Genomic DNA, 16,803 nt, shown 5'->3' with positions numbered 1-16,803 from the left:
GCGTGCCAACCCACCAATCAGATCTGAACGCCGACGCGTTCGCAGAGGCCGCGCAGTTCGGTCCACCCCGCACCCCGGCGAGCTCGTTCGAGTGCACCGCGCAGGGTCTCCGCGACTATCGGCGAGAGCCGGACGCGCTGCGGTGCCAGTCGCTCGCCGACGAGCAGCATCCGTACCGCTTCCTGGTCCTTTCCGATGTTGCTCAGTGCACGGGCCACGTCGATGTAGAAGCCGACCTGCCGGGATACCGCGGGCACGAGCTGAGGGTTGACGGTCCGTGCGATTTCCACCGCACGACCCGGATCCCGACCGTCGGCCTCCATGGTGATACGCCAGAAGGCGATGTTCGTCGGCCCGAAGTTGAGGCCGAGGGCATCGGACTGTCCGGTCCGCTCGGCGAGCTGCGCGGCCTCCTCGACCGCGGCCGACGCCCCGGCGACGTCGCCCTGCGCGTACTTGGCGAAGCCGGAGACCGTGATGAGCTGGCCCAGCAGTTCCAATGAACCGGGCGCGCGGTGCTGGCCCCGGAGCAGGCCGACGCCCTGGTCGGCGATGATCTGGGCCCGGGTGTACAGGCCGATGCCGGTGGCGGCGTGCGCCTGCGACCAGGACGCCATACCCAGCATGATCGGGTCTGCGAGCGCGGCCGCCGCCTGCCGGGCACGATCGGCCACCAGCACCGCCGAGGCCGGTTCGCCCAGGTAGCGGATCACGAACGAAGCGGTCTCGGCTGCCAGCACCATCGCCCGCAGCGCTGCTGCCCGTTCCGGCCCGAAGGCTGCCGTGTGCAATCCGGACAGCAGCTCTGGGAGCAGTCGGGCGGCGCCGAGATAGTCGCACTGGAACCGCAGCGCGACCACCGTGTCGAGCTGAAGGAGCAGCGGGGCGACCGGCCCGAGCGGAACGCTCGCAGGGTAGTCGAGATCCGCCTCGATGATCGCCCTGGTGATCCCGTGGACGGCTTCCCGGACCTGGCCTCGGTCGCCTGGCAGGACACCGGTCGTGGTCAGATCCGAGAGCGACACCCGCAGCGCCGTGGCTATCTCCGCGAGCAGGAACCTGTTGTCGGCCGAACGCAGTCCGTTCTCGATCCGGGACCACTGGGTATGGCTGATGCCCGCCACGCTGGCGGCATGTCGGACAGACCACCCGCGCTGCTGCCGCAGCAGTCGAATGCGTTCACCAATGGGCTCGGCTGACATCAGGTGCGGCGGTCGCATCGGGCTTCCTCACCACTAGACGATCATCGTTCTCTATCGTCGCTCACCACAGTAGAACCGACGGTGCCACTTGGCACCAGCGGCATCCGTCAATCGGACTACGGTCGGTAGAGAGAAAGTGACGACCCGTTACAGAACGTTCGGGCCACAGGATCGAAGCCGGAGGCGGGACTGCTTGGTTGGTCGCCGCGCCCCGCCTCCCCACAACTCCACAGGAGGTGGTTCATGCCACTCTATCTTTCCGCCACCGCTGCCGAACAGGCCGTCTCGGCTGTTGGCACGCCGTTCGCACGGGTATTCGGCGGTGACGAGTCATGACTTCGGACTCGACCGGCGCTCCGGACATCGTCAAAGCAGCCGACGCCGTCCTTTCCATCCATGTCTCGGACGAATTCGGGTGCTGCACGGGCTGCTTGTCCGAATACGGCATTACCACCCCGCATCCGTGCCCGGCGCACCAGTGGGCGACGCGCACCTACGTGATAGTCGGCGAGAGTCCGACTTCACGCCACTGAGCTTGCCGCTCTGGTGCCACTCGATGCGCTGCGGGATCCATACCGGCGGCAGAGTCCTGCGGTGCGTTGCCCGTCAACCGTCGAAATCCGGTTGTCGGCTGTTCTGCTCGGCGCTAACTTCGCCGCATGTCCCACCTTGAGGTCCGGCCGTTCGCCGCAGACGACATCCCGGCCGCCGCCGAACTGCTGGCGCAGCGCCACCGCCGTCATCGGCAGGCGCAGCCGCTGCTGTCGCCGCGCTACGAGCAGCCGTCGGCGACCGAGGAGGTCGTCCGCGCCGCCGCCGAGGCCGAGCACGCCTGCGGCGCGGTCGCCTTCCGGGGCGGTGCCATGGTCGGTTACCTGCTCGGCTCACCCAAGACGTCGCCGACGTGGGGCGACAACATGTGGGTCGAGGCCGCCGGTCAGGCCGCCACCGAGCCGGAGGCGATGCGCGAGCTGTACGCAGTCGCCGCCGACCGCTGGGTCGCCGAAGGGCGCAAGGCGCACTACGTGCTCACCCCGGCTGATGACGCCGACCTGGTCCGGGCCTGGTTCCGGGTGGGCTTCGGCCAGCAGCACGCACACGGCCTGCGGCCGCTGCCGCAGCCTGGCGAGCTGATCGAGCCGAAGGTCGCCATCCGGCGCGCCGAGCGCGCCGACATCCCGGTGCTGGCCCAGCTGGAAGTGACGCTGCCCGAGCACCAGATCCGTACCCCCGTCTTCTCGGCGGCCCCGCCGCCCGCGATCGAGGAGTCGCTCGCCGAGTGGGCGGAAGATTTCGACAATCCCGACTTCACCACCTTCGTCGCCGAGCACGAGGGCGAGGTGATCGGGTCGGCGGTCGGCTGCGCGCTGGAGAAGTCGAGTTCGCACAGCACGCTGGCCCGGCCGGAAAATGCCGGGTTCCTCGGTTTCGCGGCCGTGCTGCCGCACGCGCGCGGGCTCGGCGCGGGCCGGGCGCTCGGCGAGGCGGTCCTGTCCTGGGCGGCCGAGGCCGGGCACACCTGCGTCGTCACCGACTGGCGGGTCACCAACCTGCTGTCCTCGCGCGCGTGGCCCGCGCTCGGTTTCCAGGAGTCGTTCCTGCGTCTGCACCGCCTGGTCGGGTACTGATCCCGGTCGTACCCGGCCAGGCGGCGCCCGCCGTCAGCGGGTCCGCGTGCCGTCGAGGCAGTGGCACCCTCGGTCCGCGCCAGAAAGAACGGCACGGCGTGGCCACGATCCGTGCGACTCCGGGAGGCGGCTACCGACCGGTCAGGTTCATCCGGTGACGGACCAGATCGTCAGGTACCAGTCACCCGTCAGGTACTGCGGTTCCACGGTGACGGTGACGTCGGTGCCCGGTGCCGGGTGGAAGCCCGCGTCTTTCAGCGCCGGTGTCGCGGAGTCGATCTGCGCCGACCACCCGCCCTGCCGGTAGTCCCACCAGCTCATGGTCTGCACCTCGATGCCGTCGACCCTGATCCGCAGCAGGCCCGGGGTCTGGGACCGGCACAGCAACTCCAGTTTGTCCCCCCAGCGGACCGTCGAGCTGTGCGTACCGCCGCTCTCGATCATCGCGGCCGACTCCGGGTCGCCCCCGTCGTACGTCCGGGTGAGCGGCTTCAGCTCGGCCGGACGCGGCGGCAGCGGGAACTCGTCGAACGGCACCGGCTCACCGATCACCACGGCGATGATCCCGTCCGCGGGCGGCGTGCCACCCGATCCCCAGGTCTGGACGCTGCCGGGTGCCGAGTCGGCCAGGCGGGTCTCGACCTCGCCGATCGTCAGCGTGACGGTCGCGGGTTTGCCCACCTGCACCCCGGCTGCGCGCAGGCCCTCGCGTGACGCGGTGATCCGGCCGCCCCCCACCAGCTCGTCGGGGTAGCAGCTGCTCCCGGCGACGTACGTGCCGTTGATGCTGATCTTCGTCATGACGTGGAGGTCGTCGCCGAGCACCGCCTTGCACATCGGGAACACCGCGAAGTCGAGAGTGGACGGGGTCCAGGTGAAGCTGGCGGGCCGCTGGTCGAATCTCACCTGAGCGCGCAGCACCGTGTGGTAGCCGTTGTAGTACTCGGGGAAGTCGGAAACGTCCTGAATCTTGGGGCGGTCGGCCGCCTCGTCGCGGTCGGCCCGTGGCGCCACGAGGTATCCGCCCACGGCGGCCAGCAAGACCGCGCATGCGGCGATGAGGGCGGCCAGCCGTCCCCGGCGGCGCTGGGCGATACGCTCCCGCACCGCGGCCACCCGCTCGTTGCCCGCGGGTACATCGTCGTCGCCGGGCGACGGCAGCACACGCAGGGTCGGGTCGAGGCGCAGCTTGGCCAACGCCTTGGAGGCGTGGCTCTTGACCGAGCCGTTGGAGATGCCCAGCGCCGAAGCGATCTCGGCCTCGCTGAGGTCTTCGAAGTAGCGCAGCACCAGCACCAGCTTCTGCTGCCTCGGCAGCCGGGACAGGGCGCGCCACACCTGGTCGCGTTCGTCGACGGCGACCTGCGGTGCGCTGATCGGCTGCTCCGGCAGGGCCTCGGTGGGGCGCTCGCCGTTCCAGCGGCGGCGCCACCAGGAGTTGTACGTGTTGACCAGCACCTGCCGCACGTACGCCTCCGGGTCGCCGTCGATGCGACGCCACGCCGACCACGACCTGGCCAGCGCGGTCTGCAGCAGGTCCTCGGCGAGCGCGTGGTCGCCGGTGAGCAGATACGCGATCCGCAGCAGATGCCGCGAGCGGGTCCTCACGAACTCGTCGAACTCCGCCGTCCCGGCCATCCCCGTCGCCCTCCCTGATGCTGCGGTCAAACCCATGTACCGGATGGCTCCCGGCCGTGGTTGCCCTGGCATCGCGGATTCTCACGGGCCTCAGCCCGTCGAGGTTCACTCGCCTCCGCTGTCACCCGCATCCGAGGCCGATGAGGAGTCCGTCGCATCCGCCGACGAGTCCGTGCCGGCCCCGCCCTCGTCATCCGACTCCGGCTGGGCGACATCCTCCTCGACAGCGCCGGACCCGGCTGCGGCACCATCCGCCTCTCCCGGTGCCCGCGACCCCTCGGCCGCCGGTTCGACCGAGCTCTCCATGGCCGGAGCGTCCTGCTCCGGCTCGATGAGCGCGGTGTCCGCCCCGGCCACGACCGCGGCCGCCACCGCCGCGCCGACATCCGCGCCAACCTCAGCCTGGTCCGCGGCGCCGGTCGGAGCGGGCGAAGCCTCGGGCGAGTCGCCCGCCGGTCCGTCCAATACCCCCTCGGCCGCCAGCACGCCGATCAGGACCGCGTCCAGGGCCCGCTGCGTCCCCTCGATGCCCCGCTGCTGCTGCGCCAGCGTCACCAGCGGAAGCTCGGTCGTCGGTTCCGCCACGGCGGCAGCCGCCGGGGCCGGGGCCGCCGGGGGAACAGCGACGACGGGCGTGACCGCGACCTCGGGCACCAGCTCGACCGGCCCGCCCTTCAACCCGGGCGCCAGCCGCGAGGTCCGCAGCACCCGCAGCACCATTCCGGGCGTACGCAGCACGTCCGGCGGCACCAGCAGATGCTGCACCGTCGTGAACAGTTTGCGCAGCTCCGGATCGACCTGCGTGGCGAGCTGGATCCGCCGCGAGTACTTGTTCAGCACCGCGATCCCCTTCGGCCGGTCCCCGGCCGTCTCGGGGTACGCGAAGTCGCCGCCGGAGGCGAACTGCCACGGCGTGGCCACGATCCGGGCCGCCTCCTGGTAGAAGGCGCGCGCCATCGCGGCGGTCGGGACGCCGTGCTCGTCCAGCAGCCGTCCCAGCGCCACCGCCTGCATCGCCGCGCAGGTCATGCCCTGCCCGTAGATCGGGTTGAAGCAGCAGAACGCGTCGCCCATGGCCAGGTATCCGGCGGGCACGTACGTCAGCTGCTCGAAGTGCCGTCGACGACTGGACGGGAACCCGAACGACACCACGTCGGTCAGCGGTTCGGCCCGGTCCAGCAACCGGGTCAGTCCCTGGTACGGCAGTGCCCGCGCGTGCGCGGCGAACCCTTCCCAGTCGCCGCTGGCCGGGAACTCGCCGTGCCAGCCGCCCATGGTGACCAGCCACCGGTCGCCCTCGATCGGCAGCGCCATCCCGGCCCGTTTCTCGTGCGGGGGCGCGGGCAGGATCAGCAGTGCCTTGCCCTCGGGCAGGTCGCCGGGGGCGCGGCGAAGCAGGCGGGTGGCGTACCCAACGTTGATCTTCACCTCGGAGGCTTCCGGAGTGGGGAAGCCCAGCGCGGCGATCCAGCGGTCGGACCGCGCCCCGCGGCCGGTGCAGTCGACGACCATGTCGGTGGCGAAGTGCCGCCCGTCGGCGAGCGTCACGCCGGTGACCTGCGTGCCGTCGCCGGTGAGCCCGGCGACGGAGGTGTCGTCGTACACGGTGACGTTGGGCAGGGCCGCGAGCCGCTGCCGCAGCGTCAGTTCCAGCAGCGGGCGGCTGAACGAGACCAGGCTCAGCCCGACCGGTTCACGCGGGTAGAGCGCCCCGAACCGGAACACCGCCATCTCGACACCCGGCTCGAACGGCACCGCCCCGGCCGCGACGAGGTCGTCGACCAGCCCGGGGAAGATCGCGGTGAGCGCCTGCTGCCCGGCGGCGAGCAGCACCGCGCCGTGGTAGCCCTGCGGCACGCCGCGCCGGGGCACGGCCTGGTCCGGCAGGCGGTCGCGGTCAAGCACGATGACCTGGGCGTATCCGCCGGCAAGGACGCGGGCGACGCTGAGTCCGGCGATACCGGCGCCGATGACGACAGCGGTTCCACTGCGCGGCGACGGCCCATTGGGCATGTGATCGGGGTGGGTCACCGGGACATCTTCGCGCCACGGAGCGCCGAGGTCGAGTGGGCCTGGCACAGACCGGACAGCCCCGGGGCCTAACGATCAATGCGAATCGATACTAAGGTCGAGCAGGTGACGCAATCAGCCGCGATGCTGCTGGGTGGGCTGCCCGTCACCCTCTTGGCGATCGTGTTTTTGGGAATCACCGTCCACGCGCAGCAACGGCGCGACGGCGGGGCACCGCCGCGCCTGAACGCCGCCGACCGGGAAAAGCTCGCCGTCGAGGCCGACGAGCTGGAACGGGTCGCGGCCGAGGTGCTGGAGCTGGCCCGCGAAGCCGTGCACACCGCCGAGCGGACCGCGGCCGAGCTGGCCGAGGCCGAGGCGGCGCGCGACGTCGCCTGGCAGGAGCACGTGGCCGCGACCGAACTGCTGGACGAGGCGAACGCCGCGGCGGCGGCGCTGCCGACCGAGACCCCGCTGCCCGAGGGCGACCTGCGCGAGGTCGCTCGGGCGGCCCGCGCCGCGTTCAAGCGCGGCGACATCACCGCGCAGCAGCTGCACGCGGTCTGGCAGCACGTCGACGGCTGGGACCAGCAGCGGCAGGACCACTACCACGACCTGCTGCGCCGCCGGGCCGACGACGCCGAGGCGGCGCGCCGCTTCCACATCGCGGCGGGCAAGGAACGCGCCGCCCGGCGGGCCGCCGAGGTGGCCCGGCAGGCGTCGCACGCGCTGACCCAGGAGGCGGCCGACGCGGCGTACGAGGCACAGGTGGTCAAGAACCTGATCCGCGACACCGCCCGCCGCCGCTGGCGCCGCACAAACGCCTGACCCCCGCCCCGCCGGCGCGGGAACGGGGGTCAGGACGGACTGCTCGCTACGAGGCGTACACGGAGAACGTCGCGACCTGGCCACCGGTGGCGCCGGTGTTGGCCGTGAAGTTCAGCCGCACGTAGCGGGCCGAGGCGGCGGTGAACGTGATGGTCACCGTGTTGCCGGTGGTCGGGTTGAAGGTGAGAGCCGCGGATGCGGCAGCTGTGGTGAAACTCGACCCGTCGGTGCTGCGCAGCACGGACAGGGTCTGGGTGCGGCTACCCCAGCCCGAGGGCAGCGCCAGCACGACCTTGCCCACGGTCTGGGCGCTGCCCAGGTCCACGGTCAGGGTCTGCGGGAACCCGCTGCCGCTCTCCCAGTACGTGCCCGCGTTGCCGTCGACCGCGTTGGCCGCCGCGTACGTCTGGGTGTGGCTGCTCTCGCTGATCGACCTGTTCAGCGCCAGGTCCGGGTTGCCGGTCCCGCCACCCGTGCCGAGCACCTGGAACTCCGCCAGCTGCCCGGCGGGCCAGCCGCTGTTGGCCGTGATGTTCAGCCGGACATACCGGGCCGACGCGCTGACCGGGATGGTCGCCGTGTTACCCGTGGCCGGGTCGAACGTGTACGTCGCCGACGGCACGAGCGTGGTGAACCCCGAACCGTCGGTGCTGCCCAGCACGGACAGCGTCATGGTGCGGGTGCCCCAGCTCGGCGGCAGCTTCAGCACGACCGAGTTGAGCGTCGCCGCCCCGCCCAGGTCCACGGTGATCTGCTGCGGGAACTGGTTGTTGGCGCTCTCCCAGTACGTGTTGAGGTCACCGTCGACCGCGTTGGCCCCGACGTACGTCTGCGACACGCTGGTGACCGTCACCGGCTTGCCCTGGGCCAGGTTGCTGACGCCGCTGATCCCGTTGCCGGACAGGTTGATCGTCAGCGTCGGGTTGGTGGCGTTGCTGCTCACGGTCACCGTGCCGGTCTTCGCCCCCGCCGAGGTGGGCGCGAAGGTCACGTTGATCGTGCAGCTGGCCCCGCCCGACAGCGCCGTGCCGCAGGTGTTGCTGCCGAGGGTGAACCCGGTGCCGGCCGCGGTGATCGAGGAGAGCTGCGCGGCGGTGGTGCCGGTGTTGGTGACTGTCGCGGTGCGGACCACGCTGGCGCCGACCGCGGTGTCCGGGAAGGACACCGCCGAGGCGGTGAGTGTGGCCGGGGTCTGGCCGGGCAGGCCGTTGCCGGACAGCGGGACCGTCAGCGTCGGGTTGCTGGCGTTGCTGCTGATCGTCAGCGTGCCCGAGCGCGAACCGGTGGTGGTGGGCGCGAAGACCACGTTGACGAAGCAGTTCGAATTCGCGGCCAGGGTGCTGCCGCAGCTGCTGCCGGTGCCGACTGAGAAGCCCGCGCCCGACGCGGTGATGGAGTTGAGCGTCGCGGCGCTGCTGCCGCCGTTGCTGACATACACCTGCCGGACCACGCTGGACCCGATCGAGGTGTCCGGGAACGTGATGCTCGGCGGGCTGACCGACAGCGTCGGCGGGATCGGGTTGATGCCGGTGCCGGACAGGTTGACCGTCAGCGTCGGATTGGTCGCGTTGCTGCTGACGGTGAACGTGCCGCTCTTGGCACCGGTCGAGGTGGGCGCGAAGGAGACGGTGGCGAAGCAGCTCGCCCCGGCGGCCAGGGTGCCCGTGCAGTTGTTGGTCTGGGTGAACTGCGCCGAGATGTTGGTCGCGGACAGGGTGGCCGCGGCGGTGCCGGTGTTGGTGATCGTGACCGTCACGCCGGGAGTGGTCGTGTTGATCACGGTGTTGCCGAAGGCGAGGCTCGCGGGCGAGGCCTCCAGGGTGGCGCTGCCGGGCGGCGTACCCCCGCCGAAGATCTGCAGCTCGGCGAGCTGCCCGGCGGGCCAGCCGGTGTTGGCGGTGATGGTGACCCGCAGGTAGCGCACCGACGTCGCGGTGAACGACGCGCTGGCGGTGTTGCCGGTGTTCGGGTCGAACAGGTAGCCCGCCGACGCCTTCAGCGTGCTGAAGTTGGTGCCGTCGGTGCTGCCCTGGATCGTCAGCGTCTGGGTGCGCGCACCCCACGACGTCGGCGGCGGCAGCTTCATCGTCACCGAGCTGACCGACTTGGCCGAGCCCAGATCCGCCTGCAGCCACTGCGGGAAGGCGTTGTTGTTCGACTCCCAGTAGCTGCCGGTGTTGCCGTCGTTGGCGTTGCTCGCCGGGAAGCCGCCGCCGCTGGTGCTGGCCGACATCGTGGCCCCGATGGCCAGGTTGGTGTTCGGGTCCGCACCGGTGCCGGTCAGCGCGACCGTGATCGGCTGCGGCGTGGTCGAGTTGGTCACCGACAGGGTGCCGTTGCCCGCGCCGACCGCGGTCGGCGCGAACCGCACCGTGACGGTGCAGGAGCCGCCGGCGGCCAGGCTGACCGGGCAGTTGTTGCTCTGGGTGTACGGACCGGACACCGCGATCGCCGACACCGACGCCGCACCCGTGCCCGGGTTGGTGACGGTGACCGTCTGCGCGGCACTGGTCTGCCCGACCGTGACCGACCCGAACGCGAGGCTGCCCGGGGTGACGGCCAGCGTCGAGTTGTCCGACACGCCCCGGCCGACGAAGTCGACCCAGTTCACGTTGAAGATCGAGCCCTGGCCGGTGTCACCGACCGGGTTCTTCGCGATCAGGAACAGCGGCCCGGTCGCCGAGGTCACGCCGGAGAGCGTGGCGGTGGCGTCGACGTACGTCTGCCAGCCGCCCGTGCCGCCGAAGGTGGCCGTGCCGACCAGCGTGCCGGTGACCGACCCGGTGCGGATCTCGACCCGGCCGCCCGAGCCCGGTGAGGCCACCCGCACACGCACCGAGTCGATGTTGGTCAGGTTCACCGGGGTGTACGACCAGAAGTCGCCGTCCTCGATGAAGCCGAGGTTCTGGAACCCGCCCGCCGTGTCGGAGGTGGTCTCCCGCTGCACGCCGGGGTCGCCGCCGCCGATGCCGCTGGGCGCCCGACCGGTGGTGTTGAAGAACTCGGCCTGCTTGTGCTTGGGCTGCAGCACCCGGGTCGACCGGCCGGTCTGCGCGCCGACCCCGCCGGGGCCGCCCTTGTCGGTGTAGGTCGCCTCGATCACGCCGAAGGTGTTGGCGTCGTCGCCGTGGCCGGAGCCCAGCGAGGTCTGCACGATGCCCGAGCAGCCGGTGTAGGTCTGCATCGGGTGCGCGTGCTCGTCATGACCGAGGTAGTACTGCACGGTGACCCGCGAGCAGTCGATCGTGCCGTCCTCGGGGTCGGTCACGGTGACGGTGAAGCGGACCTGGTCGCCCCAGGTGAAGAAGCCGCCCTCGACCGGGGTGGTCAGGTTGACCGTCGGCGCGGTGTTGCCCACCGCGATCGGCACGTTGGCCACGCCGGTCTTGCCGCCCGGGTCGCGTACGGTCAGCTGCGCGGTGTAGTTGCCCGCCGTGCCGTACGTGTGCGACGGGTTGGCCGCCGTCGAGGTCTGCCCGTCGCCGAACGCCCACGAGTAGGTGATCGCCTGCCCGTCCGGGTCACGCGAGCCCGCGCTGGAGAACTGCACGGTCAGCGGCGTCGGCCCCGAGGTCGGGGTGCCGGACGCGACCGCGATCGGGGACCGGTCGCCGGAGTTGTAGTCGATGCGGTAGATGCCCGAGTCGGCGTTGTTGCCACCGAAGCCGGTGCCCCACTCGATCAGGTACATCGCCCCGTCGGGCCCGAACTCCAGGTCCATCGGACGCAGGAAGCTCAGCGACGGGAACAGGTTGTTGATGTCGACCAGCGACCTGCCGTCCGGGGTGACCTGCATGGTGTAGAGCTTGTTCTGGTTCCACTCGCCGAACAGCGCCTTGCCGTCGTAGTACGCGGGCCACTTGCGGTCCGACACCAGCGCGGCGTTGTACCGGTACACCGGACCGGCCATCGGCGCGCCGCCGCCCCCGATCTCCGGGAACAGCGGGTTGCCGCCGTAGTCGTAGTCGACCGTGGCGGCCCGCGCGGCGGGCAGGTTGGTCAGGCCGGTGTTGTTGGGCGAGTTGTTCACCGGCGCCGCGCAGTTGTAGGCGCCGTTGCTCGGCCCGGACGGGAACGTGTAGTCCACGTAGGCGTAGTTGTTGCCCACGCAGTACGGCCAGCCGTAGTTGCCCGCCGAGCCGATGATGTTCCACTCCACCGTGCCCTCGGGGCCGCGGCTGGCGTTGGCGGCGCCCGCGTCGGGACCGTAGTCGGCGACGTACAGCGTGTTGGTGGCCTTGTCGATGCCGATCCGGAACGGATTGCGGAAGCCCATCGCGTAGATCTCGGCGCGGGTCTGCGCGGTGCCGGGCGCGAACAGGTTCCCCGACGGCACCGTGTACGTGCCGTCGGCCTGCGGCCTGATCCGCAGGATCTTGCCGCGCAGGTCGTTGGTGTTGGCCGCGGTCCGCTGCGAGTCGTAGTCCTGCCGCCCGGCCCGCTCGTCCAGCGGGGCGAACCCGTCGGACTCGAACGGGTTGGTGTTGTCGCCGGTGGCTAGGTACAGGTTGCCCGCGGTGTCGAACGTCATCGAGCCGCCCTGGTGGCAGCAGGTGTTGCGCTGCGTGGTGACCTGCAGCAGCACCTTCTCGGTGGCCGGGTCGATGGTGTCGCCGGAGACCGTGAACCGCGACACCTGGTTGCGGGTGCTGCCGGTGGACGGCGAGTAGTAGAGGTAGATCCAGCCGTTGGTGGCGAACGACGGGTCCAGCCGCATGCCGAGCAGGCCGTCCTCGTTGCCGTTGAAGACCGGCAGGGTCAGCGCGGTGACCGTGGTGCCGGTGGTGGGCTTGATGATCTGCACCCGGCCGTCGCGCTCGATGTAGAAGACGCGGCCGTCGGCGGCGACGTCGAGCTCCATCGGGTTGCTGGTGTTGCTGTCCAGGGTGACCTTGGAGAAGCCCGCGTCGCGGGTGGCGCCGCAGTCGGCGCTGACCGCGTTGGCGGTGGTCTGGATGCCGCCGAGCAGATGCGCCCGGAACGCGGTGTCGCTGAACGCGGCCGCGTCGTGGCCCGCGGCCGTGTACCAGGAGCGGCCGCCGTCGTAGTTCTGGCACCAGGCGATCGGGTGGTCGGCACCCATGGTCGCGGTGCCCGGCGTGTAGCTGCGCTCGTCCAGGCTGGCCAGCACGTGTACGCGCGAGCGCGGGTTGCTCTGGAAGGCGTACCACTCGTCGGAGCGGGTCCACTTCGCGGGCAGCGAGGCGGTCGACGGGTGCGCCGGGTCCTCGACCTTCACGGTGGCGTTCTGCACCGCGGGGTGGCTGGAGAAGTAGGCGCCGACGAGGTTGCCGTACCAGGCCCAGCCGTACTCGGTGTCGGAGGCGGCGTGCACGCCCGCGTAGCCGCCGCCGGCGCGGATGTAGCGCTCGAACGCGGCCTGCTGGTTGGCGTCGAGGATGTCGCCGGTGGTGGACAGGAACACCACCGTGGCGAAGCGGGCCAGGTTGGCGTCGGTGAACGCGGCGGCGTCCTCGGTGGCCTCCACGGTGAACCCGTTGGCGGCCCCGAGCTGCTGAATGGCGGTGACGCCCGCCGCGATCGAGTCGTGCCGGAACCCGGCGGTCTTGGAGAAGACCAGCACGTTGTAGTTGGCCGCGTGGGCTGCAGCGGGCAGGCCGACCAGCCCGGTCAGGGCTAATGCGGCGACGGTGAGGACGCGCAGCAACGCTGCGCGTAGGGACGGACGCGCGGGACGGGCGCGGAACACGAGAGTCTCCTCGTCGTTGCGGGACGTGGGAAGACCCTTCGGGTGAGCGGCCCCGGAGGGGGTTTGTAGCGCCGGTGTTTCGAAGTAGTGACAAATTTGCACGCATACAGCAACTCTTGTCAATGAGAGTTCGGAAATTTGCACGCCCTCCACAGTGGATGGCACACCCGGACCCCCGAGACCACGAAACCGGCCCGCGGCACGAATCCGGCATGCCGGAAATGCTGGAGGGTAAAGTGGCGCAGGTCACATACCCGCGAAGGCGCGGAATAGTTGAACCTTCAATGACATTGAGTAGGCTGTAGCGGTAGTTGAACAATCAACGACCAAGAAATGCCTGCTGAAGGAGTACATGATGAGCACGACGACCAGCCCGACCCTGGCGGAACTGACCGGCACCTACACGCTGGACGTGGCGCACAGCACCATCGGCTTCGTGGCCCGGCACGCCATGGTCACCAAGGTCCGCGGTGCCTTCAACGAGTTCGACGGCGGCGGCTACCTCGACGGCAACGACGTCAGCAAGTCGCACGTCAAGGTCACCATCCAGGCCGCCAGCATCGACACCCGCAACGAGCAGCGCGACGGCCACCTGCGCAGCAACGACTTCCTCGACATGGAGAAGTACCCGACGATCACCTTCGCCTCGACCGCGGTCAAGCAGACCGGCGCCGAGACCTTCCAGGTGACCGGCGACCTCACCATCAAGGACGTCACCAAGCCGGTGACCATCGACTTCGAGTACCAGGGCGCGGCCAAGGACCCGTTCGGCAACCACCGGATCGGCTTCGAGGGCTCTGTCGCGATCAACCGCAAGGACTGGAACGTGACCTGGAATGCGGCCCTGGAGACCGGCGGTGTCCTGGTCAGCGACAAGATCACCCTGGAGTTCGAGATCTCCGCGATCAAGAACGCCTGATCTCCTCGCGCGACCCGCAGCCGGGCCCCGAGCGAAGGAAGGGCCCCTTCTTATCGGAATACGAGGTAGAAGGGGCCCTTCCTAACCGCGGCCGATGCGGGGGCCTTGGCCGCGCCATCGCCGACCCGGCTGGACCGGGTGCCCCATCCCGCCCGTGCCAGGGTGGGGTGGGGCACACGTCTGTGGGGACACCGCCACCGTGTGGGATTCTTGACGGCGTGACTCTGCAGCTCGCAACGTTCCCGGTGGACCCGCCGGTGGTGCTCGCACCCATGGCCGGGATCACCAATGTGGCGTTCCGCCAGCTCTGCCGCGAGCAGGGTGCGGGCATCTACGTGTGCGAGATGATCACGACCGTGGCGCTGGCCGTCCGGAACCCGAAGACCGACAAGATGATCGAGTTCGGGCCGGACGAGAACCCTCGCAGCATGCAGCTATACGGTGTCGACCCGGTGATCACCGCCAAGGCGGTGCGTCGCGTCGTCGAGGAGAACCTGGCCGATCACATCGACCTCAACTTCGGCTGCAGCGTCAAGAAGATCACCAGCAAGGGCGGCGGCTCGGCCATCCCCTGGAAGCGCAATCTGTTCGGGGCGATCGTCAAGGCCGCCGTCGACACCGCCGCCCCCGCGGGCATCCCGGTGACGATCAAGATGCGCAAGGGTATCGACGACGACCACCTGACGTACCTGGAGGCGGGGAAGATCGCCCAGGACGCGGGGGTGGCCTGGGTCGCCCTGCACGCTCGCACGGCCGCCCAGCGCTACTCCGGCGAGGCCGACTGGGAGTCCATCGCCCTGCTCAAGCAGGCCCTCGACGTGCCGGTGCTCGGCAACGGCGACATCTGGGAGGCCGACGACGCGCTGCGCATGGTCCGCGAGACCGGCTGCGACGGCGTCGTGGTGGGCCGCGGCTGCCTCGGCCGCCCGTGGCTGTTCGCCGACCTGGCCGCCGCGTTCGCCGGGCGTCCCGAACGGGTCATGCCGACCCTGGGCGAGGTCGCCCAGGTCATGCGTCGCCACGCCGAGCTGCTGGTGCGGTGGTGGGGGGCAGAGCGCGAGGCGGTCACCGACTTCCGCAAGCACGTGGCCTGGTATCTCAAGGGCTTCCCGGTCGGGTCGCAGCTGCGCCAGGCGATGGCCATGTCGTCGTCGCTGATGGAACTCGACGACCTGCTGGGCAAGCTGGAGCACGACGAGCCGTTCCCGGTGGCCAACCTTGGGCAGCCGCGCGGACGCACCAACTCCCCGGCCAGGGTCGTGCTGCCGTACGGCTGGCTGGACGACCGCGACAGCTCCGCCGTCCCCGAGGACGCCGAACACGACGACTCCGGCGGCTGAGCCACCCCCGGCCCCACCCGGGGTGCGAGACTGCGGGCATGGCGGAGGTCGCGTGGGGCGATTTGATCATCGGGCAGCTCGGGTTCTACTGGGACGTGCACCTGTGGCCACGACTGGCCGGGCTCACCGACGAGGAGTACCTGTGGGAGCCCGTCACGGACTGCTGGACGCTGCGCCCGGCTGAGGACGGCGGTGGCCTGCGCGCCGACGGCGGCTGGCCGGAGCCCTCTCCCCCGCCGGTCACCACGATCGCCTGGCGGATGACGCACCTCGCGATCGGCTGCTTCGCCGAGCGCACCGCGCTGTTCTTCGACGGTCCGGCACCCGCTGTGGACCTGCCCGGCACCGCCGCCGAGGGCGTGGCCTACCTGGAGCAGACCTATCGAGCCTGGTTCGACGTGATCTCGGCGCTGGACGGCGAAGGGCTGGCCCAGCCGCTGGGCGCCAAGGGCGGGCCGTACGCGCGTGAGCCCATGGCCGCCCTGATCGTGCACCTCAACCGCGAGGTCATGCACCACGGCGGCGAGATCGGCCTGATGCGCGACCTCTACCGCGCCACCGCCGCGGACGCCCACCGCCTGCGCGGTTAAGAAGGGGCCCTTCCACCTCGGAAAGCGATAAGAAGGGGCCCTTCCTTACCTCGGGTTGTGGGCTTGGGCGAGGACCCAGTCGATGCGGGTGGCGGGGAGTGGGACGAGGTCGCCGACGAGCCCGCCCAGGTGGGGCCGGACCGGGTACGCGTAGGTCAGGCCCGACTCCGGCAGGGCCGCTCCAGCCAGCGCGAACAGGTCGTCGACGCGCAGGTCGAGGGCTTCGGCCAGGGCGGTGAGCTGGTCGGGGGCGGGGGTGCGGTCGCCGGTCAGGAGGCGGGTGAGCGCGCCCTCGGTCAAACCTGTGATCGCGGCGAGGCCGGGGGTGGACAGGTTGCGGTTGGCCAGCAGCGCCCCGAGCAGCGCGCCGAAGCCGTTACCGGTGACGAGATCGTCGGCCGCGGCGGGTGGTTCGGGCTGGGTGGGCCACAGCGAGCGGGCGAAGCGGCGCAGCCGCAGCAGCTCGGCGGGCTCGCAACCGCGTGCCAGCAGCACCAGCTCGGTCACCTGCGGCCGGGCCTGTGGCGCGACCGGACGCAGCTCGACCGGCACCGGCCAGCCGGACGCCGCGAACAGGTCGGCCGGGCGCAGGGCGAGCGCGGTGGCCAGGGTACGCAACAGCACCGGGTGCGGCTCCAGCGAGCCGCGCAGCAGCAGCTCCAGTTCGTCGCGGTCGAGATCGGGCAGGCGGGCGAGGTGGTCGGCATACAGGCCGCGGTTGTCCAGCAACCGCTGCAGCAGTACGCCGAAGCCCGGCGCGTCGGACATGGCGGTAACCATAGCCGTCACATCTCGCGGCCGCCTCCCCGAGCGCCCGCGGCCGGGTCGGATCGTGCGGGCCGCCCGGACACGTTTCGCCGGTGGCCTCACACGTGTGGGGTCGTGCGCACGACCCCACACGTGTGAGGCCACCGGCCCCAGGCCCCGGGGGCGCCCGC

Annotated in this window: 10 protein-coding genes; 5 read left to right on the top strand and 5 right to left on the bottom strand. The window is 70.7% G+C overall.

Annotated features, from left to right (window positions below; translation table 11 throughout):
- Positions 1 to 17: 17 nt before the first annotated feature.
- Positions 18 to 1,202, bottom strand: a complete 1,185-nt coding sequence (locus tag KUA19_RS38660; protein ID WP_254550808.1) for a helix-turn-helix domain-containing protein — start codon at positions 1,200 to 1,202, stop codon at positions 18 to 20.
- 659 nt (positions 1,203 to 1,861) lie between these two features.
- Here KUA19_RS38660 and KUA19_RS38655 point away from each other — a divergent pair.
- The gene (locus KUA19_RS38655) at positions 1,862 to 2,830 is read left to right on the top strand and encodes a GNAT family N-acetyltransferase (protein ID WP_217404363.1); all 969 of its coding nucleotides are present in this window, start codon (positions 1,862 to 1,864) and stop codon (positions 2,828 to 2,830) included.
- 147 nt (positions 2,831 to 2,977) lie between these two features.
- Here the strand turns inward: KUA19_RS38655 and KUA19_RS38650 are convergent, their stop codons facing one another.
- Positions 2,978 to 4,468 (bottom strand): SigE family RNA polymerase sigma factor, encoded by a 1,491-nt coding sequence (locus tag KUA19_RS38650; protein WP_217404361.1) that lies wholly within the window; start codon positions 4,466 to 4,468, stop codon positions 2,978 to 2,980.
- A 105-nt stretch (positions 4,469 to 4,573) separates the two neighbouring features.
- Positions 4,574 to 6,499 carry an FAD-dependent oxidoreductase gene (locus KUA19_RS38645; RefSeq protein WP_217404359.1) on the bottom strand — a complete coding sequence of 642 codons (1,926 nt, stop codon included), beginning with the start codon at positions 6,497 to 6,499 and terminating at the stop codon, positions 4,574 to 4,576.
- Positions 6,500 to 6,604: 105 nt separating this feature from the next.
- On the opposite strand from KUA19_RS38645, the gene KUA19_RS38640 reads away from it, so the two are divergent.
- Positions 6,605 to 7,306: a hypothetical protein gene (locus tag KUA19_RS38640; RefSeq protein WP_217404357.1), complete on the top strand. Its 702-nt coding sequence runs from the start codon at positions 6,605 to 6,607 to the stop codon at positions 7,304 to 7,306.
- Positions 7,307 to 7,352: 46 nt separating this feature from the next.
- Here KUA19_RS38640 and KUA19_RS43550 read toward each other — a convergent pair whose 3' ends face one another.
- Positions 7,353 to 13,016 (bottom strand): ThuA domain-containing protein, encoded by a 5,664-nt coding sequence (locus KUA19_RS43550; RefSeq protein WP_308167893.1) that lies wholly within the window; start codon positions 13,014 to 13,016, stop codon positions 7,353 to 7,355.
- A 355-nt stretch (positions 13,017 to 13,371) separates the two neighbouring features.
- Here KUA19_RS43550 and KUA19_RS38615 point away from each other — a divergent pair, with 355 nt between their 5' ends.
- The 3 genes from KUA19_RS38615 to KUA19_RS38605 all read left to right on the top strand — a co-directional run bounded on the left by KUA19_RS38615 (position 13,372) and on the right by KUA19_RS38605 (position 15,865).
- Positions 13,372 to 13,935 carry a YceI family protein gene (locus KUA19_RS38615; protein WP_254550801.1) on the top strand — a complete coding sequence of 188 codons (564 nt, stop codon included), beginning with the start codon at positions 13,372 to 13,374 and terminating at the stop codon, positions 13,933 to 13,935.
- 218 nt (positions 13,936 to 14,153) lie between these two features.
- Positions 14,154 to 15,275, top strand: coding sequence for a tRNA dihydrouridine synthase DusB (gene dusB, locus KUA19_RS38610; RefSeq protein WP_308167892.1), 1,122 nt, complete (start codon positions 14,154 to 14,156; stop codon positions 15,273 to 15,275).
- A gap of 38 nt (positions 15,276 to 15,313) precedes the next feature.
- The gene (locus KUA19_RS38605; RefSeq protein WP_217404353.1) at positions 15,314 to 15,865 is read left to right on the top strand and encodes a DinB family protein; all 552 of its coding nucleotides are present in this window, start codon (positions 15,314 to 15,316) and stop codon (positions 15,863 to 15,865) included.
- 45 nt (positions 15,866 to 15,910) lie between these two features.
- Here the strand turns inward: KUA19_RS38605 and KUA19_RS38600 are convergent, their stop codons facing one another.
- Positions 15,911 to 16,633: a helix-turn-helix domain-containing protein gene (locus KUA19_RS38600; RefSeq protein WP_217404351.1), complete on the bottom strand. Its 723-nt coding sequence runs from the start codon at positions 16,631 to 16,633 to the stop codon at positions 15,911 to 15,913.
- Between the last annotated feature and the right edge of the window lie 170 nt (positions 16,634 to 16,803).

The organism is Catellatospora tritici, from assembly GCF_019083965.1.
In the GTDB taxonomy this organism is placed as follows: Bacteria; Actinomycetota; Actinomycetes; order Mycobacteriales; family Micromonosporaceae; genus Catellatospora; species Catellatospora tritici.
Note: the sequence above shows the minus strand (reverse complement) of the source record. Positions and strands in the feature narration are given on the sequence as shown.